This window comes from Roseiconus lacunae (genome assembly GCF_008312935.1).
Lineage (GTDB): Bacteria > Planctomycetota > Planctomycetia > Pirellulales > Pirellulaceae > Stieleria > Stieleria lacunae.
In genome coordinates this window covers 283,165-307,488 of the sequence record NZ_VSZO01000002.1, presented here as the reverse complement: position 1 = coordinate 307,488, position 24,324 = coordinate 283,165, and the positions used below count along the sequence as shown (strand labels likewise).

Sequence of the window (24,324 nt, the reverse complement as noted above, 5' to 3'; positions counted from 1 at the left end):
AGCCACAGTTCCCTTGCAGTGACCGGGGCACACGCCCATCGGCAGATAAGTCAAACCCAGGCATTCGGCCCAGCATTCGTTCCAGTCGGAGTGCTAGTGCGAAGTGGGCTTCCGTAGTCTACCCAATGATGACGGGGAAAGCACCCATCAATGCAAGCGAAGAAGTTAAGCCGACGCCCCTCGAGCGAGGCGCGTTGGCTGACAACACGGGGCCGACGCTAGCACGCTCGGCTCTGGGGGGCTTTCCGAATCACAGGATCGATGCTGGCGCGTCGGGCATCGGGGGGCTGAACGCCGGGTTACTTTTTCCGATTCGGTGGTCGTTTGCGCTTGTTCGGTCGTGTCGGTACCGGCTCAGGTTGCTTCTGTTGCATCTGATTGACCAAGCGTTCGGCGAGCGATTGTTTACCGTCGGGCTTCTTTTTGACGCTGAGGGCATCGACCACGTCGCCATCATCGTCGAGGTTGAAGTGCTTTCCAGACGGCAGGGTCTTTTTGACTAGCAAGCGTTCGCCGATTCCCCACAAGCTACTGGCGATAAAGTAGAGGCACAGACCGGCGGGGACACGGAAGAAAAACAAGCCCATGAACAATGTCATGAAGGTCATCATCTTTTGTGTCATCGCGGTCTGTTCGTCGGTCGCCGGCGGCATGAACAGTTTTTGTTGAGTGATGAATAAGATCACCACTACGATCGGAAGGATGTTCAGGTAGGGGCCCAACCAACCGGTCCCACGTCCGGCGATGAAGTCGATCATGTTGTCGCCCCAATACATGAATTGATCGGGGGCGGCCAAGTTGGATGCCCATCCGGTCGGCGACCAAAACGGCTTTTGTCGCAGTTCGATGTCGACCGACAATGCTCGATAAAGGCCCATGAAGATTGGCAACTGCAAGAACATCGGCAAACAGCCCGCGAGAGGGTTAAAGCCAACACGTTTTTGTAACGCTTGCTGCGCTTTGAGCCGCCCTTCCATGTCGTCTTTATACTTCTCGGAAATCTTCTTCATTTCCGGGGCGAGTTCTTGCATCTTCTGTGCATTGACCGCCGCGTTACGGCTGAGCGGGAACATCGCGCCTCGGACGATCACGGTCAGCAGAATGATGGCCAACGCATAGTTGCCCACGACGGAATGCAGCACGTGCAGCAGTCCCGAAAGGATCGATGAAAACATCGAGAACCAGCCGTAGTAGACAAAGTCACCCAAGCCATGGGACGCCAGTAATTCGGGTTCTTTGGGCCCGGCGTACATCCGGACAGATTGCTTGAACGCTTCGCCCGGGGCGACGCGTACGTTCTCGCTATTGAGGTAGAACGAAACGTTAACCGCTTTCTCTTTGTGCTTTTCGACCGCCGATTCGTTGGCGACGATCATTGCTTCGGCCCGAGAAAAACCACTCAGCGAACTTTCATCGGCCTCGGGAAGGTAGCTGACGGCAAAGTATTGTGCGTCGACACCGATGTATTTGAGGTCTTTTTGCGAATCACTGCTGTCGGAAGCGAAGATGCCATGAAACGGATCTTCGGGTTCGCTGCGTTCATCTTTAAGCAGCGTCGCGCCGCTGATCAGTTGGTGTCCGTCGGCGGTGGTTCGATAAACTATGTCACGCGCGGCGGCTCCGCTGAAGTTCGGGCTGATCTTGGTGCTGTACCACCAGCCTTCGAGAGTGATCCCGTTGGCACCTTCGAGCCGATAAGCGAGGTCTTGAGGCTGTGACCCTAGGTTAGCAACTTCGAAGTCCATGTCGACGATGTAGGTCGAAGGCGACACCGTGAACGAGCGTTTCAATCTCACCGGCTCACCACCGATTTCGCCCATCGCGGCGGACCCGATCGTGGTTTCTAATTCGATCGTTTGCCGCCCGTCATCGGCGGTGTTCACCGACGCAGTCCAGAATTGGTTGGACGGTTCTCCCAGTGGTTTGAGGTACCGTTCACCGCTGGGAATCCGTTTGCCGCCGACTTGAGCAAGAGTCATCAAACACGACAACCGTGAGATGTTCCCATCGATTTGGTCTGCCCCGCCGTCTCGTGCCAGACGCACGAGGTCAAGCGGGTGTTGTGACAGGTTTGCTTTGAAAACCAGGTTGGTCGGTGATTGATCGGGACCGGTTTCGCGAAGGACTTCGACGGTGACCGTGTCTCCGGGTTCGGTTTTGGAAAGGCTGTCACGTAGGTCGGCAGGGGTTTGAATCGCGGTAGGACCGACGGCAACGATAATGTCACCGACCTTGATTCCCGTGTTGCCTTGATCGGATTTCGCCATCGCGGCCGGCGTCCCGGGGCCGACCACGTTGACGCGAACACCGTCGACTTTCGAAGCCGCTGTGCCGGCGAAATATCCCAGGTATCCCGTCTGGGTGTCGACACGTCGATAGGCGAGCGCGCCTTCGGAATCACGCTTGGTGACTTCGATTCGTTCGATTGCCCCGCCGCGATTTCGAAGGGTGATCAGCAGCTGATGCTTGCTAGCCGGATCCATCGAACCAATCGTGAACCACTGGTCACTTCCTTCGGTTGACGCGATTGCTGTTTCGTCATCATTCGCTTCGGGGGACAGTTCCCCCGGCGAAGAATCTGATTGCGACGTGGAATCAAGATCGCCGTTGGATGGCTGATCTTCGTCTGCCACTTCGGCAACCGCGTTTTCTTCAACATTTTCCGGCGGCACAACTTGCGCTCGGATCGACATGTAGAGGAAAAAGAATGCCGCCGAAAGCAAGAGAAAGGTGTAGGTGCGACGATCCACGATCGATTCGATTCGTTGGGGATAACGGGAGAGTGTTTGGGCCGGCGAATCAAAGACAGCGTTGGCTATCTTGATTAGGGAGGGCTGACGCGATTCAGGAAAGGTCGCACGGTCATCGCTTGAGCAACGACGTGGCTTTGGCAGCCCTGCGCGACCCACCCTGTTTAACCCACCAAGAGGGGGCTCTGATAACGAGCCACCGGGGCGCCGTAGCCGGGTATTCTGGCCCGGTCAGCGGATCTTGGGAAGCCGAAACTACCCCAGCGACCGTTTCCCTTGCGGGAAACCGGTGTGAAATACCAAAAACTTAGCTCACGATCGAGTTTTCGCCGCGTCGGAGGCGACGAATTAGGGTTTGGCGGCGATTTCAGCGGCCGGAACCACACCCATGTACGACATTAGGTCGCTGATTTCGTCTTTGGTCAAATTGTCGATCAGGCCGCTTGGCATGATGCTGCTGTTGCTCGGCAGGATCTGGTCAACGTTGTCCGGTTCGATCACCGTCATCGTGTTATTGGAATCTCGGACCACCAATTTGCCGTCACTTTGCTCGCTGACCATCCCGACGTAGACCTTGCCGTCGAGTGTCAACAATTTGCGATTGGCATATTGATCGCTGACGACGTGCGCCGGATAGAGAATCGATTCGACGATCTCACGTTTGGTGAATCGACGGGCGATTCCCGACAAGTCTGGGCCGATCGCTTCGCCGAAGTTTCCAAATCGGTGGCATTGAGCGCACTTCGCTTTCGTGAACGCAAGTTTTCCGTGCGCGGGATCGCCCGAACGTCCGTCGTCGCTTTCCAGGTACTCGACCAATTCCTCAAAGTCCCAACGTGACTGATCTGCGGCTGGCAGGACTGCCGGTGGTCGATCGGGATAGACCGAGGCGTACCACTGTTGCCACGGCTGCATCAAGTTTGACTTGCCTTCGGGCGATTCCGAATCGCCTTCGGGGCGTTCCATGCCGGTCCAGTGTTGGAGTAACTGTTCGACCGCTTTGAAGGGACGTCCGTCCGCTTCTGCCTTTAAGCCCAGCAACACCAACTGGCGTAGGGCGGTCGGATCATCTGTTGCGATTTCAACGGTTCGAAGTGCCCGGACAACTTCCATTCCCGCTTCGTAGTCGACCAGACTAAGGCTTCTGACGAGATAGTCCCAGTTTTCTCCATCGGGATGCACCGACAAAGCCATCGCGATGATCGCACGACGATCTGGTTCGTCACGCCACAGTTCACGGAGGTAGTCGCCGGCCTTGGATTCTTCGCTGGTCGCAAGTAGTGCGACGATGCCGGTTCGAAGCCGGCGTTCGACGTCGCGTTCTTCATCGGATTGTCGCAGTTTTCGATCCAAGTTCATCAACGTCGTCGTCACGTCCGCACTGATCGGACGTTCGACTTTGTAGATCGCCGCAAGTGCCGCGTTCTGCCAAACATGTCCCTGTTCCAGGATGGCATAGAGATCATCCATCGATAGTGTGGACGCGAAGTCACGCGTCACATCCATCATGTAAAGCGGCAACGCTCCGGACGTCGATCGGTTCGCTGACTTTTCGAAGAACTTCAGCAGTGCGAACCGCTGCTTGGCTGTCCAGCCTTCGCTCATCGCTTGCAGGCACATGGCGACCAACGTACGACTTTCGTAGGGAGCATCCGAATCGACATAGGCGATCGCTCGATCGGCCAGCGACTCCGCTTTCAAGTACGTTGCCAATCGAATGACTTCGTGGTTAATTCGGGATTCACCCGCCGGGAATTCTTCGGCGACCTGGGCGGCTAAGGTACGCAGCTTCGCAGCATCAACGCCGCTAAGATGCAACGTCACCTGGCAGAGACGGAGGACATCGATGAAGTCCGCGTCGCTCAGGAATCCCTTCATCAACGCGCTCGTGCGTTCGAGGACTTGAAGTGCCGTCGCTTCGCTGTGATCGACCGTCACCAGGGCGAGCATTCCGACAATCGCTTCACGTGTGCGATCACTTTCCAGGACCCGTTGACGGTACTTTTCCGCTGGCACCGTCTGTAGCACTTTGCAGCCAATGTAGGCCAACGTGCGGTCACCACTGGAGATCACATCCATCAATGCGTCCAGGTCATCGGGGACGACTTTGCCACGTAACATCGCTTCGCAGGCCGCCCGTTGGACCGGCAAAGAACTGTCACCGAGCAATTCGATCAATCGTTGTTCGCCGTCTTCGCCTGGGTCTCGGCCGAGCATCAAGGCTGCTTGGGCTCGGACCAAATCGCTGTTGCTTTTGCTTAATTCTAGCAGCAACGCTTCACTTGGAACGGGGCCGAAAAGCTGCATCAACATCATTGCCCGGACGCGATACTCCGCCGGGTTGTCGTCGCTGTAAGCCACGCCGGCAACGAGTTGGTTCCATTGGTCACCAAGTTCTCGTTTGATCGAAGCGATCTTTTGTCGTGTCCAAGCGGATTCAATTTGCGGTTGCCGGATCGCCGCGGCGATTCCACTCCCCAAGTTTTTCATCCGGTCTGGCACGTCGCCTTTGTAAATCACACGATACACACCACCATTGGTCGAACGCCCTCCGGTGCAGAAGTACAACGCACCATCAGGTCCGACTTCCAGGTCGGTGACGTTTAGCGGTTGGCCTTGCAGGAAGACTTCGCTTTCGGCAGCGTAACTGGCTCCGCGAGGCGTCAGGCGAACGTTTAGGATTCGTCCTTCGCTCCAATCGGCCAGGAACAGCGTGTTTTGGAATCGGACGGGGAACGCATAGTGTTCGTAACAAATACCACCGGTCGGACTGCCACGCCCGGTGTCCAACATCGTAGGAAGTCGGTCGAGGTAGTACTGCGGCCATTTAGCCCAACCGGTCCGCCAACCGAATTCACCGCCTTCGGCTACGTTGAACACGGCATTGGGGCGATACCATGGCGTATCGACATCCGATTCCATGTCGGCGTCGTGAACGAACAGACCGCCGCCGCTATGAAAGACGACGTCGTAGGGATTGCGAAGTCCGCCGGCGACTCGTTCGATCACACTGCCGTCGATGTTGGTTCGGATGATCGTTCCCCCGGGGGCTTTGACGCCGCGAGCGTGGCCGGAGGGGTCTTCATAGCGCGGTAGCAAGTCGCCTTCGTATTCGTTTCGATAAGTTTCGCCATCGCCAGTTTTGCCGATCGCTTTGACATGACTTCCCACGGCGACATAGATCATCCCGTCCGGACCAAGACGCAATCCATGGGCGCCGTGTTCACCGGCCTTGGCAGGGCGTCCGGACCAGTCGGTGAACTTGACGATCGCTTCAACCTTTTCCAGCGATCCGTTGCGATCGGCATCGGTCAATTTATAAAGCGCGTGGCCTTCCGGACCGCTACCGGTCACAAACACTTGGCCGTTAAGCGATAAGATTCCTTGGCACGAATTCACCTTGTCACAGTACGTGCGAATCGTCTCCGGGATGTCGTCATCGTTGTCGTCATAAACCAACAACAGTGGGCCGCCCTCCTGGGAAACAAGTAGGTGCCCAAATTCGTTGAATGTCATCGCCAACACGGAGCCGATCTTTTCATCCGCCAGGATGCGTTGGACCCCGAAGCCACGTTGAATTTGAAAACGTTCTCGCTGTTCGCTTTCGCTCGAACCCGTTTCGGTTTGGACCGTTTCGGTCGGTGGGCTGTTGTTTCCAACTGAATCGGATGCCGTCGGTCCGGCCAATACCGAACTCGCTGGCTGCTCGCTCGCCGTAGCTTTAGGCGGTGACGTTCGCGCCGGGGGCGGTGTCGGCGCGGCGGCTGTCTTCATCGGAGGAGCGGGTTGATCGGCCACTTCATTCAGTGTGCCAAACGAGGCCGCGGCGCCCCAGAGTTGATCATTAAAGACGTTCGTTTCCCAAAGTTCTTCTTGGCGAACGCTCGTTTTCCACGACGGATCGGAGTTAAACGTGTACCACCGATCGCTATTGGTAGGCCGCACCGCGACTCGGGCGACAAGCGCCGCGGTATCACCGTTGCGATTGATCACTCGCACGGCAACGATATTTCGACCGACATTGAAATGTTCTGTCGCATCGTATTGGATGACTTCACGCGACGATACGCTACGCCCGACGGGATGGCCGTTGACGAACAGTTCATATTCGTCGTCCGCTGCGATCTCGATTCGAACTTCCGCGGCGACTTTCAGATTAATCGGCTTTCGGAAGTAGCATTGCGCTCCCCTGGGGATCGACTGTTCCGCGGTTGATCCATTCGCCCAAATCCATTCCGCGTCGTCACAGTTCCCTTGTGTACTGGCAAACGCGAGCCCCAAACCAGCCACGAACGCTGCGAATTTCATGAACGCTGCGAACTTGAGGAACACAGGTCGAGTGGGACGCGTGAAACGCAACGGAGTTGTTTGCGGGTGATCGTTGTACTGTCGGCCGTCCATGGCGCAATCATCTCGGTATGGAGAATTGGCAAAATACGGTGGTAGGGTAGAAGGCCCTCGGTCTGTGTCGCAAGACTGATTTTCGACACACTCAGAGGGGGACTCGCCGGTGTTACCGCGGCGCAGTGATCAGCGGTCATTCGCCCGCCCCCCAAGCTCGGTTCTAGACTTCGGTGGACGAGCAGCCATGACACAATCGAGTCCCCTTGGCGAGCCATCCTTGCTATCATGGAGGCTCCCTCCGCGGATGCCCCCGCGCCAACCCTCCTCCTGCGAACGATCTGATGAATTGCTCCCCCCCGATTCAGTGGCCGCGGTCACTGTCGTTGCTCGGCATGCTGTTGCTGGCCGCCTGGACGCTTTCGATAGCGTCATCGAGTCAATTGAATGCACAGGACGCTAGCCGCGAAGCTTCCACTGGCGAAAAGACAGAACCTAAGAAGTACGTTCACGGGCCAGACTCTCAACCAGACGACGCCGTCCCACGCGGCAAGGTCACTCAGCATGTTTGGCTTGACAGCAAGGTTTATCCCGGTACCAAGCGTCGCTACAGCGTTTACGTTCCGGCTCAATATGACGGGGACACCCCCGCCGCATTGATGGTGTTTCAAGATGGGCATGCTTTCGAAGGCCGTGCCGGTGACTTTCGTCTTCCGGTGGTGTTCGACAATTTGATCGCCAAGGGCGACATGCCGGTGACGATCGCGGTCATGGTCGATCCCGGGTACCGAAGCGAGCTACCAGAGAAACGCGGTTGGCGGCCGCGACCTGAAAATCGCAGTGTCGAATACGACTCGATGAATGGCGATTATGCGGAGTTTCTGCTGACGGAGATCTTGCCCGCCGTTGAAAAGGATTTCGCAATCACGTCGAACCCCGAATTACGTGCGATCTGCGGAAACAGTTCAGGCGGCATCTGTGCGTTCTCGGTGGCTTGGCATCGACCCGATCAATTTCGCAAGGTACTTAGCCACATCGGTAGCTTTGTCAACATTCGGGGTGGGCACCACTACCCCGCGATGATTCGTAAAACCGAACCGAAGCCGATCCGTGTATTCTTGCAGGACGGCGAAAATGATCTGGATAACTCGCACGGGAATTGGCCATTAGCCAATAAACAGATGGCAAAAGCCCTTGAGTTCGCTGGCTATGACTACAAACTGGTGATCGGGACCGGCGCTCATAACGGCAACCACGGCGGCGCCATCTTCCCCGATTCGCTGCGATGGTTGTGGCGAGGTTGGAAGGAACAGCAGCCCTAATGTTACGACAAAACAACTTGGCCAGAACAGACTCTCCGATCGATTCGCCGATCCAGACCACCGATGGGGTGGACTCGGTAGGCCGAGCGATCGATGACGCATTAAATCACGACGTTTCTTTTGCCGTCCCGTTCGTCCATCGCGTACGGACGACGCTCGATTTGTCCGGAAATGACTTTGATGTTCTCGCGGATCTGCTGCGGCCCGGCGGGTCCGGCCCCGCGAAAGTCTTGCTGATCGCCGAACGCGCCGTCGCAACGGCCAGTGAACACGTTCAAGAAATCGCCGAACAGTTGCAGGATTGTGATACCGTCGCGCTCGTCGATCACGCGATGTTGCTCGAAGGCGGCGAAGCGATCAAAAATGACGACTCCGGTGTGGATGCGGTGTTGGCAAAAATCAACGCTCATGACTTGGATCGTCGAAGCTACATCGTCGCAATCGGAGGCGGCGCGTTTTTGGACGCCGTCGGCTATGCCGCGGCAATCGCCCACCGCGGGATCCGCTTGGTGCGTTTGCCAACGACGACGCTCGCCCAAGGCGACAGCGGTGTCGGTGTCAAAAATGCGATCAATTACTTTGGCAAGAAGAATTGGGTCGGGACGTTTGCCGTACCCTGGGCCGTCATTAACGATGCGGCACTCCTGGACACGCTGCCTGACCGAGACTTTTACAGTGGGTTCAGCGAATCGGTCAAAGTCACGCTGCTAAAAAGCCGCGAGGAGTTTGAGTGGTTGTGTGATCATGCCGAGCGAATTCGCTCGCGCGAAATGTCGGCCGCCTCGCGCGCGATCGCTGTGAGTTGTAAATTGCATCTCCGGCACATCACCGAAGGTGGCGACCCGTTTGAAATGCTCGAAGCACGACCGTTGGATTTCGGACATTGGTCTGCTCATAAACTCGAACCGATCACCGATTATGCGATCCGGCATGGCGAAGCGGTCGGCATCGGTGTGGCGATCGATTGCTTTTATTCACACCTCACGCTCGGGTTTCCGATCGAAGATGTTCACCGCACTTGTCGATGTCTTCATGAGATGGGGTTACCGCTGTGGCACGAGGCTTTGTCACCGCTCGATCGCCTGCTCGGCGGGCTTGAAGAATTTCGGCAACACCTCGGCGGGCGTTTGACGATCACGATGCTTCGCGAAGTCGGCGAGAGTGCCAATGTTCACGAGATCGATACCGACAAGATGGCAAAAGCGATCGAGATGCTACACGGGTTTTCTGTCGATCTCTGATCGAGATTGGGCTATGCGGAACTTTCGATTTGTCCCACGAGGTCGGTCCCGCATTCTTCGCGGAAACGCGGTAAGCGGCGGCCGGTAAAAAAGACGAGACGTCTCTTCACACCAACACCATGCAAGATCTTAAACGCAATGCCTATTTTGCCGGCGTGTTGTTGCTGGCGATGTGGCTTGTGTGGCTGGTCGATGCGACGATTCCGTTTGACCTGCGATCTTGGGGACTGGTGCCGAGATCGCTTTGGGGATTGCCTGGCATTGTGACGATGCCGCTGATCCACGATGGCATTGGGCATTTACTGCGAAACACCGTCCCGTTGATCGTGTTGCTTTTGATCGTCAGTGGAACCAGGCGAAAGCCTTGGCCGACGATCGGTATGACAGTTGTTTTTGGCGGCGGATTGCTTTGGATCTTTGGACGCTACGCCAACCATATCGGCGCCAGTGGATTGGTGTTCGGATTGATCGGTTTGTTGATTGCTAGCGGGTTTTTGCACAAGCGGATCGCTTCAATTGCGGTCGCGATCGCTGTCGGGATCCTATTCGGCGGGACACTGATTTGGGGAGTGCTGCCGATTGGCGAAGGCGTCTCGTGGGACGGCCACCTGACGGGATTTCTAGGCGGAATCGCGGCGGCGTTGGCCGAGCAGCGACTGGAAACGCGGCTTCCAGGTTTCAAGCGTCAGTAAGCCCCGTAGCAGGCGAACTGACAGCGCTGGCATCCCGGCGTTGGCAAGACCTTGGCAAGACCACGCAAAAATTAGTGTTTACTAGTGGCGATTCGTGTTCCATTCGAAAAGAACACGAATCTTCGCTAATCGCACACTAATGACTTTGCCGTGAGAGTTCCCAGTATGGGGCGGCGGCGGTAAGCGATGAAGCGACCGACACGCAACTTGGCATTCGACCGAACGAACACGGTCAGCAACAACAATGCAATATTTGCGTCTCTCTCCTTGCCCATGAAAAAACGCCCGAAGCAGAAGCTCCGGGCGTCATGATTGTCAGTTGTCTTTCGACCGAGGCGATCCTAGTACATGTCGTGGTCGCCGCCGTGGCCTTTGCCACCCTCTTTGGGCTTCTCGGCGATCAAGGCGTCACTGGTCAGGAGCAAGGTGGCGACACTGGCGGCGTTGCCAAGTGCGGTGCGGGTCACCTTGGTCGGGTCGATGACGCCGGCCTTGACCAGGTCTTCGTAGGTGTCGGTCAAAGCGTTGTAGCCGCCGTTGCCCTTCATCGCAGCGACTTTCTCGCAAACGATGCCACCGTCTTGACCGGCATTGGTCGAGATCATGTGCAGGGGAGCGCGGCAGGCGCGAAGGACGATGTTGTAGCCGACCTTTTGATCGTCCGACAGTTCATCGGCAGGCTTCACGGCGCTGCTCGCACGCAGGAGTGCGACACCACCACCGGGCAGGATGCCTTCTTCGACGGCCGCACGAGTCGCGTGCAACGCGTCTTCGACACGAGCCTTCTTTTCCTTCATTTCGCTTTCGGTCGCGGCACCGACGTTGACCTTGGCAACACCACCGGCAAGCTTCGCCAATCGTTCTTCCAGTTTTTCGCGATCGTAATCGCTAGTGCTGTTCTCGATTTCGCGGCGGATCTGATCGATCCGAGCCTTGATGTCGGTGCTCTTTCCCGCACCTTCGATGATGGTCGTATTGTCCTTGTCGATGATGACCTTCTTTGCGCGGCCGAGTTGCGGCAGGTCGACGCTTTCCAGCTTGATGCCGAGTGCTTCGAAGATCGCTTGGCCGCCGGTCAGGATCGCGATATCTTCCATCATCGCTTTACGGCGATCGCCGTAGCCGGGAGCCTTAACGGCACAAACGTTGAAAGTTCCGCGCAGTCGGTTGATGACCAACGTGGCGAGGGCTTCGCCGTCGACGTCTTCGGCGATGATCAACAGGGGCTTGCCTTGTTGAACGACCTTTTCGAGCATCGGAACCATGTCCTTGATGCTGCTGATTTTCTTTTCGAAGACCAAGATGTAAGCGTCTTCGAGAACGCATTCCATGCTGGTGCTGTCGGTGACGAAGTAAGGCGACAGATAGCCGCGATCGAACTGCATCCCTTCGACCCATTCTTGCTCGGTCTGCAGGCTCTTGCCTTCGTCGACGGTGATCACACCATCTTTGCCAACCTTGCTCATCGCATCGGCCAACAGTTCACCGATTTCTCGGTCGTTGTTGCTGGCGATCGTCGCGACGTCGGCCATCGCCGATTGATCTTTGACCTTGGTGGCCATCGAGTGCAGTTTCGCGGTGATGTCGCTGACCGCTGCTTCGATACCTTCTTTCATTTGGATGGGGTTCACGCCCGCAACGACAGCTTTGAGGCCTTCGTTGAAGATCGCTTCGGCCATCACGGTCGCGGTGGTGGTTCCGTCGCCGGCGACGTCGCTGGTTTTGCTCGCGACTTCGCGAACCATCCGGGCACCCATGTTCTCATAGGGATCTTCCAGATCGATTTCTTTGGCGACGGTCACGCCGTCCTTGGTGACGGTCGGGCTGCCAAAGCTCTTTTGCAAAATCACGTTACGGCCTTTCGGGCCGAGGGTGACTTTGACGGTTCGGGCCAGCTTGGAAACGCCGCGACGAATCGCTTCACGCGCTTCCTGCTCAAATGCAATGATTTTTGCCATGGAATATTCAGCTAGGTTGTTTGGTGTAAGGAATGCTTTTTGTTATCGCCAGGATGATGTCGAGCCGGCGGAGTGAACCCCGCGGCCGCGATCGTCGTGATTACTCGACAACCGCCAAAACGTCATCTTCACGCATCAGCAGGTACTCAACGCCGTCCACTTCGACGGATTCACCCGCGTAGCTGCTGAACAAAACTTTTTCGCCTTCGGACAGTTGGCTTTCGCTACGGCTGCCGTCGTCCAACAGTCGTCCGGTGCCAACAGCGATCACGGTGCCACGAGCGGGCTTCTCTTTTGCCGCGTCGGGCAGAACGATGCCGCCGGCGGTCGTCTCTTCGCTCTCCTCTCGCTGGACCACAATTCGTTCGCCGATCGGTTGCAGACGAACGGATGCCTTCTTCTTGGTGGCAGTCGCCATGGTTGCGGATACCTTCTGTAAAGTGCGGGGAATGTGACTGACAGTGTCGTATGTTTGATCAGCCGATTTTGACGGCTCCTGACTCTCGGCGGAACCGCCCATCGACGGCGCCAAGATGACAGTTTGATTCATCAGCGGTGCGGGAGAGCAAAAGGTGTGCCACTCAATGGTCGGCAGGCTTTTTCGGGCGTTTCTACGGGCAATTCTGGCTGTTTTTTTGTCGGAAACCGTTTTTCGTCACTCGCAATGCGATCCCACTACGAGTCTTCACTGACAAGCCAATCACAGCAGGTTAGACAACTCGGCATCGCCCCCCAAACGGTGCGGGGCCGTTGCGGTCGTCAAAATGGCAGCCAGCCGTCGTACTTGCTTCTTCCGACCGGCGCCCCATTCTTTGAAATCTGCGTGTGCCCGTTTGGCAGGCTGGGACAATCAACTTCTTGCAGGTCGGTCTGCAGAGGGGAGGCCGGAAGTCAACGAAGCCGAGTCTGTGACGAGAAGCTGACACGTCGAGTTGAGGCTGCATCAAAGCGGCGGTCACGAAATTCGTAGTCCGGTAAATTGCAGTCGGAATTCTGTTACACCTAACTTTGGCTTTCTGAGATTGGTCCAAAGATTGCAGTCCGCTACGCGAATCACTGGGGCTGTCACTTCGATGGACTCCTTCCGTTTAGCACCGACCAAGTTGTTTTAAGTCTTAACGATGCTCTACTTCGACCCTCTGTATTATTTGTTTGCGATCCCGCCGTTGCTGCTGGCGATGTTCGCCCAGTGGCGGGTCAAATCGACTTTTCAATCGATGTCAGAAGTTCCGGCCAGGATGACCGGAGCGCAGGCGGCGCGCCAAATGCTTGACTCGGCGGGGCTGACGCAAGTTGGGATCGAGCGTGTCCCCGGGCATTTGAGCGATCACTACGACCCCCGACATAAAGTGCTCCGGCTTAGCGATTCGGTCTATAGCCAGCGCTCGATGGCGGCGGTCGGTGTTGCCTGTCACGAAGCCGGGCATGCGTTCCAAGATGCGAAGAACTACGCGCCGCTGACGATTCGAAACGCCGCCGTTCCGGCTGCCAACTTCGGCAGCGGAATCGGTGTGACGGTCGCTTCGGTCGGATTGATGCTCTCGTCGATCCCGCTGGGCAAAGTCTTGTTGCTCGCAGGGATCGTCATGTTTGCCGGTGTTGTCTTTTTCCAGGTTGTGAATTTGCCGGTGGAATTCGACGCCAGTAACCGAGCTCGACGTCACTTGGTCGAAGGCAACATCATCTCCGCGAATGAGGAACAATTTGTTGCCAAAGTTCTCAACGCGGCCGCGCTCACTTACGTTGCCGGCACGCTCCAAGCGGTGATGACGCTGCTGTACTTCATCATGCGGTTCATGGGCGATCGACGCTGACCGGCTATTGCTTTTTCTTCGGCTTTGGGTTCAGCGGCAACACGTTGGCCCGTTCGGCATAGGCGGTCCACAGGGCTGCCATCGCCTCGACGCGGTCGGGGAACCGTTGCGCCAGATCATTCTGTTCGCTGCGATCATTGGCAATGTTATAAAGTTCCCATTGACCGCGTGCCCCTTTGGCCACCAGTTTCCAGTCGCCTTGGCGAATCGCTCGATTGCCTTCGTGTTCCCAATAGATCGCGTCGCGCTCGATCGATTGACCGCGGAACGTTGGCACCAAGCTTTGGCCTTCCATTGGCTTGATCGCATGACCGCCATGGGCCGTCGTGGGATAGTCGGCTTGCGCCAAGTCGACCGCGGTCGCCATCAGGTCAACCAGGTGTCCGGGGGTGTGTTCGAGTTCACCGTCGCGATTTAGTCCGTCTGGCCAATGCACGATTAACGGCGTCGAGATCCCTCCTTCATGGGTGTAGTGCTTGTACTGTCGAAACGGCGTGTTTGAAACGGTTGCCCAGGCGCGACCATAGGCGATATAAGTATCGGCGCCCCCCGCCATCACGCCTTTGCCCGTGCGAACAGGATAGCCGTCGCGCGTTTGTTTGGGTTGCATGTCGGGCTGAAGGTATTCAGCGTCAAGCGGTTCGAGGCTTGGTGTATCTTGACGAGGTTGTGGTTTCCCGCCCCGACCGTAATTTTCCGCGCAGCCGCCGTTGTCTTGGAAGAAGCAAATTACCGTGTTGTCAAGCTGGTCGGTTGTCTTGAGTGATTCGACGATCCGCCCGATGCCGCGGTCCATCGAGTCGATCATCGCGGCATAAACTTCCATATTTCGTTTGTCCCAGTCCCAATGCTCAGTTTCTTTCGCCGACTCTTCGATTGGGAACAGTTCGGTTGAACTTGGCTTGATCAATCCGAGTTCGATCATCCGCCGATAACGGGCCTTTCGGATCGCGTCATAGCCGGCATCGTAGCGTCCCTTGTACTTTGCGATGTCGTTTTCCAATGCGTGCATTGGCCAATGGGCGGCGGTGAAGCTGACGTACATGAAAAAAGGCTTGGCGTCATGGTCGCGTCGGTGTTCGCGAACAAACCGGACCGCATGATCGGCAATTGCGTCGGTGTAATAGTATTGACCACCGGGAAACTGATCTGGCGTGTATTCGGAGTCCGATGCCGGCGAGATGAATTCGTTATCGCGGGTCAAAGTGTTGGGATCGAAGAAACTGCCGGCACCGTGAATGGTGCCATAGAAACGATCAAACCCACGTTGCAACGGCCAGTTGTGTTTGTCGTCGTGGCTTTTGGGACGAGTGTTTTTCGTCACATGCCACTTACCGCTCAGGTAAGTTCGATAGCCTGCCGGACGTAGGACTTCGGCGATCGTCACGCATTCTCGATTCAAGTCGCCGCGATAGCCGTCATAGCCTCGATCGTTCATCATGTGTCCGATCCCGGCTTGGTGCGGATACAAGCCGGTCAGCAGACTCGCCCGCGTCGGGCAACATCGCGCGGTGTTGTAAAATTGGGTGTAGCGGAGTCCGTGGTCGGCTAGCCCATCAAGCACCGGTGTTTCGATTTCACTGCCATAGCAACCGATGTCCGAAAAGCCCATGTCGTCGGACATGATCCAGATGATGTTTGGCCGATCGGCCGCATCTGTCGATCGTTCCGGCAAAGCGAACGCAGCAGTCAGACACAAGAGGACGCAGTGAACTGCGCGGACACACCAAAATTGAATACTCATGGCGAAGCGATCGGTCGAGTTGGCTTTGATGCGGGAAAACAAGGTCCGCATCACCGATCGACATCATACTCTGGGGCGCTGCCGAAGGTGGCTTCGGAGAGTTGGTTTGCGCGAGTGATTACAGGAGGCCCGGGTGATCGCAGAAGGAGGGTGTCGATCAGATCCGGCATCATGGTGAGATCGCGTTTTACCGAGGCGAACGCCATCCGACAGAGGTGTGTGACAGGCGTTTACAAATGGTCAAGCGATTTGTTGGTCGATGGCGACGCGATAGGCGGCCGCGATCTCGGTCGGCTTTGAAATCGTCACGTTCAAATCTTTCAATAAACCATCGCCGATGCTGTAGATCCAGCCGTGAACGGCCAGTTCTTGGTTGCGTTGCCAGGCTTCCTGCACGACCGTCGAGTGGCAAACGTTATAAGCTTGTTCGACGACGTTTAGCTCGCAGAGCCGGTCAAACTTTTCGCCTTCGTCCTCGATCGCATCGAGAACCGTTTCGTGTTTTTGACGGACGTCACGTATGTGTCGCAACCAGTTGTCGATCAGTCCGACATGGTGGTTTTCGCTCGCTGCTTTCACGCCGCCGCAACTGTAATGACCGCAGACGATGATGTGCTTGACCTTCAAGACACTGACCGCGTACTCAATCACGCTTTGGCAATTAAAGTCACTATGAACAACGACGTTCGCGATGTTGCGGTGAACGAAAACATCACCGGGAAGCAGACCCAAAATTTGATTCGCCGGGACCCGACTGTCGGCACATCCGATCCAAAGTAGTTCGGGACTTTGGCCTCGCGAAAGACGGTCAAAAAACTCTGGGTCAGCATTGTTGACGTTGCTCACCCATTTGCGATTGTTTTCGATGAGCTGTGGTAATAGTCGCATCAGAGAATCTCTAGCCAAAAGCGATCGGTATCAAGTCGGAAAAGACCCCCGCAATGTACCCGATCGCTGTCAGGGTGGCAGCAGGTGGCTTTCGCCCCAAGCGGCAAACGTCATTACCGTTCACGCGGACTGCGATCACGCAGCCAACGGCGATTGCTCGTCGTCGTCCCGATGTACGCTGAGCGATCGGTCGGCGGAGTCGCGAAGCCGACGGGGTTCGGATTCCGGCTGCATCTTGTCAAACAGATTTCCGAGTAGCTTGGGGTGATAGCAGATGAATGCCCAAAACACTCCGAATGCGCCGCCACCAAAAAGATCGCTGGGAAAGTGTGCCCCGCAAGCGAGACGTTGAAGGACGGTCCCGAAGCACATCAAGCCAAAAAGGATGCGTCCGCTTGGCAATACCATCCACAACCCGATCGTTAGCGCCGTTGCCGTCGCCATATTTCCACTAGGAAAGGCACGCGTGCTGGCGTCGAACGTCGCGACTTGTGACAACGTCCAGTCAAACGCCCACAGCCAAGCGGAATCCATCGAGGCGACATCAAGGTTGAATCCCGTCGGACGGGGACGCAACACGAAAATGCGGCCCAGCGTCGCAAACGCCCCCGCACCGACTGCGAGCGTAACCAGACGCGGCAATTGCCATCGGCATCGTGGAGCCATGAGGAAGATTCCAAACAACACCAGAAAGATCCCACTGCCGTGTGAGAATACCCGCATCAGTTCAACCGCATTATAAACCTCGCGCGGCAACGGGTCTTTGGCAAACCAACGTGCCACCGGAACGTCGATCAAGGTCGCGATGGGCACGCAGAGCAACAGCATGATGCCAAGGGCGAACAGCGACGAAAGTCGGAAACGGTAGTTCAATAGTGACGGCTTGCAGGCCGGATTCGAAAATGTGGACTCGGTTTGTGTCGAAGTCGACTTCGCAGAGGTCTCTTCGGCGGTGGGGGCATCGGTCGCCTGGCCATCGCCTAGCGTTGGGGGCGATGATGGCGACTCGCCCTGGCGAGACAACTGAATCGGCGTGACCTGGCGTTCGGAGTCGCCGATCCCGCCGGCAACACCGCCGCTGTCAAGCGTCTCATTCATTGGAATCGTCGCTCGTTTCGCATCCATACGTTTCATTGCCTTCCGGTGCGTTGAAATCAGATGACTTTCCGGATGCCATTGGCGTCGTCCGGTGATTGAGGTCGCGCGGTAATGGCGACCTCTTCGAAAACCTTGAGCCGCACAATGCCTTCAGCTACACACGCTGGAAGTCGTCGGCTCACCTACTTCATGGGTGAGCTAACTCCAGGTTTTCAGCCGTCGAGGGTATCGAATTTGTGCGCCCGGGCGATAGCACAGTTTGCTTGACAAAACCTCGCGAAAACGGTTTGCCCAGAATTAGTCAACTTTGACGATTAGGTTGACGATGACTGATTGCGGTGAGGTTACAGACGTCACGAAGACCGCCCTGCTTAGCGGGGCACGACGAGTTTCACGGAATCGAACGATATGTCACGCAGGATAGGACTGTTGTTGCTCGGCTGCATCACGCTCGGGCTTACTGGATGCGTTGGCCCAATGGGCATGAACTGTCAGTTGCAAGGATGCGGAGACGCGTGTGATTCTTGCACCGGGTGCGGCGAACTTTACGTCGATCCTTGGGTTAACCACCCGGCCGACTGCAAGGATCCATGCGATTCGTGCGGCAACTTCAACGGGCAATCGTGCGGTAAGTGTCGCCCCACGTTGTCGGGAGTGCGTAGTTTGTGGGGATACTACTGCGGCTGCGAATCGGGGCCCGGTGGTCACAGCAATCGAGGCTTCGCGCCTCGGTGTGCCGGCGGTTGTGATTCGGGCTGTGACAGTTGCATGAGCGAACCGGCTTGCGGCTGCGAAGGTCCCTGCGACTGCGATGGCTACATCGAACCCGGGTGCGGACTAGAGCCTGGTTGTGGACTTGAACCTGGCTGCGGAATTGAGCCTGGTTGTGGGTTCGAGCCTGCCTGCGGATGCGAAGGCGGGTGCAGTTGCGGCGCGTCGTCTGGCTACTCCCCGATGATGGACGGCGAAATCATCGATGGCACGATCATCCATTCCGACGGAGTGCCTTCTCCGCCGGCAATGCATGACGATGTCACCTACGGCGAAGCGATCGAGAAACCGTATCAGCCGCATCGTGAGCGCAAGATCTTCAATCCTCGCGCCGCTTCCAATCGCGGCTTCCTGAACGAGTATCGACGCTAGCTCAACTGACTAGTGTTCCGTGCAGACCAACTGTGCAGACCAACTGTCTGGGGCCAACTCATCAGCCGACATGCGTTGCCCCCGGTTGTCGCACCGAAACCGGGGCGAGCGTCAATCGGCTAGTCCTCGTTTGAGAGGTCGACGAAACATTCGCCGCCAACGTCTTTGGCGTGCGTCGGTCGCATCGCCGGCTAATGGATACCCGGTTCTTCACCGGGAGAGCGTCCGGTCAGGAAATCGAAATCGCATCCCACGTCCGCTTGGGTGACATGCTTGGCATACAGTTGTCCGTATCCACGTGGTGGCACGACGTCGGGGAGCTTGATTTCGGCCTTACGACGTGCCGCTTCGTCTTCGGCAACATCCCAGTGAATGCGACGCTTGGGCACATCGATTTCGATCATGTCTCCCGTTCTTACCAATGCCAGCGGACCACCGGCGGCGCTTTCCGGTGCGATGTGCAGAACGCATGTGCCGTAACTGGTCCCACTCATTCGCGCGTCGCTGATTCGCACCATGTCGCGAATGCCTTCTTGCAGTAACTTCTTAGGAATCGGCAACATGCCCCATTCCGGAAAGCCGGGGGCCCCGAGCGGTCCGGCACTTCGCAAAATGATCACACTGTCGGAAGTCACGTCCAATTCGGGATCATGGATACGGGCTTTCATGTCAGGGTAGTTGTCAAAGACGACCGCCGGACCGCGATGAGAAAGTAAGTCCGGGTTGGCAGCTAACGCTTTGATGACACAACCCGACGGGGCCAGGTTGCCGCGCAGGACACACGTTCCGCCGGCTTCTGAGACCGGGTTTTCACGAATTCGAATGACTTGATCATCGATCACGTCACAGTCCGCGACTTGTTCCCCCAATGTTCCACCGAGAACTGTTTTCGAATCGGCATGCAGTAGGTCTTGCATTCGGTTGAGCAGCGCCGGCAGACCGCCGGCATCAAAAAAGTCTTCCATCAGAAATTGCCCGCCCGGTCGGATGTCGGCAAGCACCGGCGTGGTTTGAGAAAGTTCATCAAACCGTTCGAGTGTCAGTGTCTGTTCCAGTCGGCCGGCGATCGCGATCAAGTGCACGATCGCGTTGGTGCTGCCTCCGATGGCCAGCGATGTCATGACACCATTATCGATCGACTTTTCATCCAAAATGTCCGACGGTTTCCAGTTTGCCCAGGCCATCTCAACCGCATGGCGTCCCGTTTGAGTGGCAAGGCGACTGTGATCGGCGACGACCGATGGGGTACACGCGGCGCCGGGAAGCGACATCCCCATCGCTTCGGTCACACACGCCATCGTGCTAGCGGTTCCCATCGTCATGCAAGTTCCTGCCGATCGACCGATGCAGTTTTCGATGCCTTTCCAATCCTTGTCGCAAAGGTTGCCCGCCAATCGTTCGTCCCAGTATTTCCAAGCGTCGCTGCCACTTCCCAAGGTGACGTTCTTCCAGCGTGCTTTCAGCATCGGGCCGGCGGGGAAAAAAATTGAAGGGATGTCGGCGCTGATCGCTCCCATCAACATCGCGGGCACCGTTTTATCGCATCCGCCCATCAGCACAGCCGCGTCGATGGGATGACATCGCAACACTTCTTCGACTTCCATCGCCAACAAATTGCGATACAGCATCGTCGTGGGCTTCATCAGCATTTCGCCCAAGGACATCACGGGAACTTCGACGGGAAAACCGCCGGCCTGCAAAATCCCGCGACGAACTTCGTCCGCCCGATTCTTGAAGTGCGAATGACACGTATTGAGTTCGCTCCACGTATTCAGGATCGCCACAACCGGCCGATCCTTGAAGTCCACGTCATCAAACCCCATGCCTTTCAAGCGAGATCGATGACCAAACGAACGCATGTCGTCAGGGGCGAACCAACGGGCCGATCGCAAGCGGCTGGGGTCTCGGTCAGACGATGTTAACCGGGATACAAATTCAAGATTCATCGGGTCAAAGCAGGCGGGGAAAAGAAGCGGGGGATTTTTGAGCTAGTTTAACGTGACAGGCGATAGGCCGGAGATTTGAGAGAACGCCGGTGTCGTGACGATTGAATGACAGTCGCCACGAATGATTGCCGTTCGCCGTTTGATCACACTTGATTGGTCAGCTGCGGCGATACACTCAGTGTGTCAGTCAACATTCCTTTGACGCGGGCATTAGTCGAGGGATTTTCCGCGCTCACGACGACGCAAACAATCGCTCAAAGATCTGACGGGTCGATTGCCGCACGTCATCCAGTTCGGCGTCGATTTGTCGATGATCGTTGCGATGCATCAGATAGGCCAAGTCGCGTTTACCGGAATCCGAGAGGGGAAGTTCGTGCCGCGCTTCGTTCTTCATCAAACACAAGTTGGCTTCGATTCCACGTAGCATTCGATAGTTCTTCGCCAGCGTTGCCGCGTCTGTCGCGTCGAGCACCCCGGCGGCGGTAAGTTGTTCGAGCGACGCGAGTGTCCCCGTGGCGAGAATCGAATCGCCATACTCGGCAATATTTGCCAGCGTCAACATCTGCGCGATGAATTCGATGTCTATCGTTCCGCCAACGCCGCTCTTGATATTCTCATCGCTCGACGTTTCCTGGATTCGCATCCTAAGGGTTTCCAACTCACCGAGCATGGCCGGACGCCACTTTGCCGATTTTAGAATAGACCGCAACAGTTCGTTTGCGATGGCTCGTTTGCGTCGACCTCCGGAAACCGCGCGCGCCTTGCAGAGCGCCATTTGTTGCCAAAGCGGCGCGATCCCACGACGGAATCGGATCGCAAATTGATCCAGCGAAACGGCAAGGACGCCTTCTTCACCAGCCGGTCGAAGACTTCGGTCCAACTCGTAAAGCTGGCCGAAGTCACGCGGTTCATTGATCCGACGAACGACAGCCTTGGTCAACATATTGAAGAACTGGGCGTTGCTGACTGTTTTTCGCGGCCCGCCGACACGTCGCCGGGTTTCTCCTTCGTCGGTATACAAAAACACGACATCCAAATCGCTTCGATAATTCGGTTCATGTCCGCCGAACTTGCCGATCGCGACGGCGATCAAGTCGGCCGGTTCACCGTCCGCGTCGACGGGGTCGCCAAATCGGGCCGCCAATTGCTCCTGTTCGAACTCGATCGTTCGTCGTAAGGCCGCTTCGGCGGCATCGCCGAGGGCGGCGAGCAAGTCTTCGAGTGATTCCTTGCCGAGAATGTCGTGAACACCGATCATCAAATGGGCGCTGCTTTTAAAGCCGTGCAGCACCACGTCGATATCCGTCGCACGCCGACAGAGGTCGATGGACTTGGCATCCAGGCGGTCCGCCGACGGGAGTCGATTCATTAACAGTGAATCGATCAGTTCGTCGATCATCCCCGGCATTTCGATCAGCAGATCACTCAGGTACGGCGTCGCGGCACACATGCGAACCATTAATTCAAGTGTTGCCCGGTTGGTATTGAGCAGTTCCCACAGGCTGCTTTTGCCGCCAAGCGAATCGGCAACTTCGGCGAGCGTTTGCAGGGTTCGATCTGGGTCGGGGGTCTTGGCGATTTCGGCTAAAAGCTTGGGGGCTAAGGAAGCGAAAAAGTGATGGCAGCGGCGGCGTGAGAGAAACCGTACCGATTCGGTCGACAACGCTCGAATGTTGACCATGGCCTGATCGATGTCGGTCAACGAATGTCGGATCAGAGTTTGCCGGACAAGTTCTTCGTCAGGCGCCGGGTCGAGCACCAGTTCGGTTTCGGCAGCGTAATCTTCTAGCTCGTCACCGTCGTCGCCCTTGGGCGCATCGACCATCAAGTGGTTAAGGACCTTTCGATTCAGTTCGAACGTTTCTTGTAACTGGCTTTGAAATCGCGACAAGTCGCCGACCGTTCCGTCGTCACCGCGAACCCCCAGGTGCCAAGCGAGTCGGCGACGCATCGATTCATCATGTGGTAGGCAACGTGTGTGTTGGCCGGTCATCACCGATAACAGATGCTGCAATCGACAGAGCCGCGCATAACCCCTGGTCAACAAGCTTGATTCCTGATGGGTCAAGCAACCTTCGCGTTCCAAGCTGGCTATCGCTTCGTAGGTGTTACCGACACGGACGGACGAGATCTCTCCGCCATGGAGAAGCTGTAGAAAACGCATCATCAGCTCAACGTCACGACGACCGCCGGGGGCGAGGTAGACGTCATCGCCTTCGACCGTGCCGGATTCGAATCGTCGCTGCAGTTTTTTTCGTAGCGAGCGAATGTCACCGAAGTCACGTCGACTCATGAAGCGACGATAAATCCAAGGCTGTAGTCGTTGGATCAAGTCATTACCCAGGCCCTGGTCTCCGGCAACGACGCGCGCCTTGATCATCTCGATTCGTTGCCAAGTCCGGCCGTCAGATTCAAGTCGCTTTGCGATGAGGTCGCCGCTACCGATCAGATAAGCTTCGCCAAGCGGACGAAACGAGTGATCGACTCTGATACTAAGCGCCGCCGTTTCCTCGGAATCGGTCAATGCGATCACATCGGAAACCACTTGTTCGACATACGTTCGGTGGGATTCGCTTTTCTCTTCGATCGCATCGTAAAGAAACATGATTTCCAGCGGGCTGCCGTAACCCATTTCGGTTCCACCGAGTTGACCGAGCCCGATGATTGCGAACTTGATCGATTGGCCATCGCTTCGCATCGGCGTGCGATTTTGTGATTCGATTCGCCGAAGCGTGAATGCTAACGCGGCTTCCAGGATTGCGTCGGCGACGAACGCCAACTGTTCGCCGACGTGCTCGGGACTCATGTCGCTGACAAATTCTCCGTAAGCAATCCGCGCGGTTTCCCGGCTGGAGAACTTTCGGATCGCTAATGCTGCTCGACTCGGACTTTCGATCGTCGCCAATTCTGCGACCAGTTCGTCGACCAAGTACGCTCGCTCGGCCGGTTGGCCGTCGCTGGCACGGAGCAGATCAAAGCTTTCCGGATCAGCGATCAATCGGTTGGCCAGTGTTTGGCTCGTTGAGAAGACTTGTAGCAACGTCGAGAGTGCCTTTTCATCGCGTTCAAAGAGCGCTAGCAGTGACGTTGGCGAACGGCTGGCGGCGATGAATCGATCCAAGTTGGAAATCGTGGCATCGAAATCCACCAAGCTGGCGAGCTGCTGCAGCAACCGTTCGCGCAGCATGGTCAGCAAATCGGTTGGCGCACCACAGTTCCAGATCGCTTCGAGGTGATGACGCGCGGTCGTCCAATTGGTAAACCGCCCGGGCTCAATCCAAGCGAACTCGTCTTCAGAAAACTGGCCTGCAGAATCGGCGTTTGAGCGGGGGGGCGACTGCACGGACGGCTCGACGTTGAAAGGAGAACGGGCGGTGAACGACTATT

14 protein-coding genes are annotated in these 24,324 nt (G+C 56.6%); 5 read left to right on the top strand and 9 right to left on the bottom strand.

What is annotated here, in order from left to right; translation table 11 throughout:
• Positions 1 to 299 precede the first annotated feature (299 nt).
• Both FYC48_RS07465 and FYC48_RS07460 read right to left on the bottom strand, forming a co-directional pair.
• Positions 300 to 2,750, bottom strand: coding sequence for a YidC/Oxa1 family insertase periplasmic-domain containing protein (locus tag FYC48_RS07465; RefSeq protein WP_149496064.1), 2,451 nt, complete (start codon positions 2,748 to 2,750; stop codon positions 300 to 302).
• Between the two features lie 348 nt (positions 2,751 to 3,098).
• Positions 3,099 to 7,151, bottom strand: a complete 4,053-nt coding sequence (locus tag FYC48_RS07460) for a DUF7133 domain-containing protein (RefSeq protein WP_235034135.1) — start codon at positions 7,149 to 7,151, stop codon at positions 3,099 to 3,101.
• A gap of 284 nt (positions 7,152 to 7,435) precedes the next feature.
• Between FYC48_RS07460 and FYC48_RS07455 the strand changes: the two genes are divergently transcribed.
• The 3 genes from FYC48_RS07455 (at position 7,436) to FYC48_RS07445 (ending at position 10,346) form a co-directional block, all read left to right on the top strand.
• Positions 7,436 to 8,413 (top strand): alpha/beta hydrolase, encoded by a 978-nt coding sequence (locus FYC48_RS07455; RefSeq protein ID WP_235034134.1) that lies wholly within the window; start codon positions 7,436 to 7,438, stop codon positions 8,411 to 8,413.
• Positions 8,413 to 9,654 carry a 3-dehydroquinate synthase gene (locus tag FYC48_RS07450; protein WP_149496063.1) on the top strand — a complete coding sequence of 414 codons (1,242 nt, stop codon included), beginning with the start codon at positions 8,413 to 8,415 and terminating at the stop codon, positions 9,652 to 9,654. Before FYC48_RS07455 ends, FYC48_RS07450 begins: the two co-directional genes overlap by 1 nt.
• A 119-nt stretch (positions 9,655 to 9,773) precedes the next feature.
• Entirely contained in the window at positions 9,774 to 10,346 is a 573-nt protein-coding gene (locus FYC48_RS07445; protein WP_149496062.1) for a rhomboid family intramembrane serine protease, read from the top strand.
• 341 nt (positions 10,347 to 10,687) lie between these two features.
• On the opposite strand, the gene groL is transcribed toward FYC48_RS07445, so the two are convergent.
• Positions 10,688 to 12,304 carry a chaperonin GroEL gene (gene groL / locus FYC48_RS07440; protein WP_149496061.1) on the bottom strand — a complete coding sequence of 539 codons (1,617 nt, stop codon included), beginning with the start codon at positions 12,302 to 12,304 and terminating at the stop codon, positions 10,688 to 10,690.
• 100 nt (positions 12,305 to 12,404) lie between these two features.
• Entirely contained in the window at positions 12,405 to 12,722 is a 318-nt protein-coding gene (gene groES / locus FYC48_RS07435) for a co-chaperone GroES (RefSeq protein ID WP_149496060.1), read from the bottom strand.
• Positions 12,723 to 13,425: 703 nt separating this feature from the next.
• Between groES and FYC48_RS07430 the strand changes: the two genes are divergently transcribed.
• Complete coding sequence (locus FYC48_RS07430; protein WP_149496059.1) at positions 13,426 to 14,118, top strand: zinc metallopeptidase; 693 nt, start codon at positions 13,426 to 13,428, stop codon at positions 14,116 to 14,118.
• Positions 14,119 to 14,122: 4 nt separating this feature from the next.
• Here the strand turns inward: FYC48_RS07430 and FYC48_RS07425 are convergent, their stop codons facing one another.
• The 3 genes from FYC48_RS07425 to FYC48_RS07415 all read right to left on the bottom strand — a co-directional run bounded on the left by FYC48_RS07425 (position 14,123) and on the right by FYC48_RS07415 (position 17,848).
• Positions 14,123 to 15,862, bottom strand: a complete 1,740-nt coding sequence (locus FYC48_RS07425) for an arylsulfatase (RefSeq protein WP_149496058.1) — start codon at positions 15,860 to 15,862, stop codon at positions 14,123 to 14,125.
• Between the two features lie 240 nt (positions 15,863 to 16,102).
• Positions 16,103 to 16,750 carry a carbonate dehydratase gene (gene can, locus FYC48_RS07420; RefSeq protein WP_149496057.1) on the bottom strand — a complete coding sequence of 216 codons (648 nt, stop codon included), beginning with the start codon at positions 16,748 to 16,750 and terminating at the stop codon, positions 16,103 to 16,105.
• A gap of 135 nt (positions 16,751 to 16,885) precedes the next feature.
• Positions 16,886 to 17,848 carry a phosphatase PAP2 family protein gene (locus tag FYC48_RS07415; RefSeq protein ID WP_149496056.1) on the bottom strand — a complete coding sequence of 321 codons (963 nt, stop codon included), beginning with the start codon at positions 17,846 to 17,848 and terminating at the stop codon, positions 16,886 to 16,888.
• A gap of 954 nt (positions 17,849 to 18,802) precedes the next feature.
• Between FYC48_RS07415 and FYC48_RS27625 the strand changes: the two genes are divergently transcribed.
• Positions 18,803 to 18,991, top strand: a complete 189-nt coding sequence (locus FYC48_RS27625; protein WP_160149380.1) for a hypothetical protein — start codon at positions 18,803 to 18,805, stop codon at positions 18,989 to 18,991.
• Positions 18,992 to 19,182: 191 nt separating this feature from the next.
• On the opposite strand, the gene araD is transcribed toward FYC48_RS27625, so the two are convergent.
• Both araD and FYC48_RS07400 read right to left on the bottom strand, forming a co-directional pair.
• The gene (araD, locus tag FYC48_RS07405) at positions 19,183 to 20,937 is read right to left on the bottom strand and encodes an L-arabinonate dehydratase (RefSeq protein WP_149496055.1); all 1,755 of its coding nucleotides are present in this window, start codon (positions 20,935 to 20,937) and stop codon (positions 19,183 to 19,185) included.
• Between the two features lie 232 nt (positions 20,938 to 21,169).
• Positions 21,170 to 24,280 carry a [protein-PII] uridylyltransferase family protein gene (locus FYC48_RS07400; protein WP_149496054.1) on the bottom strand — a complete coding sequence of 1,037 codons (3,111 nt, stop codon included), beginning with the start codon at positions 24,278 to 24,280 and terminating at the stop codon, positions 21,170 to 21,172.
• Between the last annotated feature and the right edge of the window lie 44 nt (positions 24,281 to 24,324).

Excerpts from the sequence above, each read along its gene's own strand:
- FYC48_RS27625 (WP_160149380.1), top strand. The coding sequence starts at position 18,803 with ATGATGGACGGCGAAATCATCGATGGCACGATCATCCATTCCGACGGA.
- can (WP_149496057.1), bottom strand. The coding sequence starts at position 16,750 with ATGCGACTATTACCACAGCTCATCGAAAACAATCGCAAATGGGTGAGC.
- FYC48_RS07460 (WP_235034135.1), bottom strand. The coding sequence starts at position 7,151 with ATGGACGGCCGACAGTACAACGATCACCCGCAAACAACTCCGTTGCGT.
- araD (WP_149496055.1), bottom strand. The coding sequence starts at position 20,937 with ATGAATCTTGAATTTGTATCCCGGTTAACATCGTCTGACCGAGACCCC.
- groES (WP_149496060.1), bottom strand. The coding sequence starts at position 12,722 with ATGGCGACTGCCACCAAGAAGAAGGCATCCGTTCGTCTGCAACCGATC.
- FYC48_RS07445 (WP_149496062.1), top strand. The coding sequence starts at position 9,774 with ATGCAAGATCTTAAACGCAATGCCTATTTTGCCGGCGTGTTGTTGCTG.
- FYC48_RS07425 (WP_149496058.1), bottom strand. The coding sequence starts at position 15,862 with ATGAGTATTCAATTTTGGTGTGTCCGCGCAGTTCACTGCGTCCTCTTG.
- FYC48_RS07430 (WP_149496059.1), top strand. The coding sequence starts at position 13,426 with ATGCTCTACTTCGACCCTCTGTATTATTTGTTTGCGATCCCGCCGTTG.
- FYC48_RS07455 (WP_235034134.1), top strand. The coding sequence starts at position 7,436 with ATGAATTGCTCCCCCCCGATTCAGTGGCCGCGGTCACTGTCGTTGCTC.
- FYC48_RS07415 (WP_149496056.1), bottom strand. The coding sequence starts at position 17,848 with ATGAATGAGACGCTTGACAGCGGCGGTGTTGCCGGCGGGATCGGCGAC.
- FYC48_RS07450 (WP_149496063.1), top strand. The coding sequence starts at position 8,413 with ATGTTACGACAAAACAACTTGGCCAGAACAGACTCTCCGATCGATTCG.
- groL (WP_149496061.1), bottom strand. The coding sequence starts at position 12,304 with ATGGCAAAAATCATTGCATTTGAGCAGGAAGCGCGTGAAGCGATTCGT.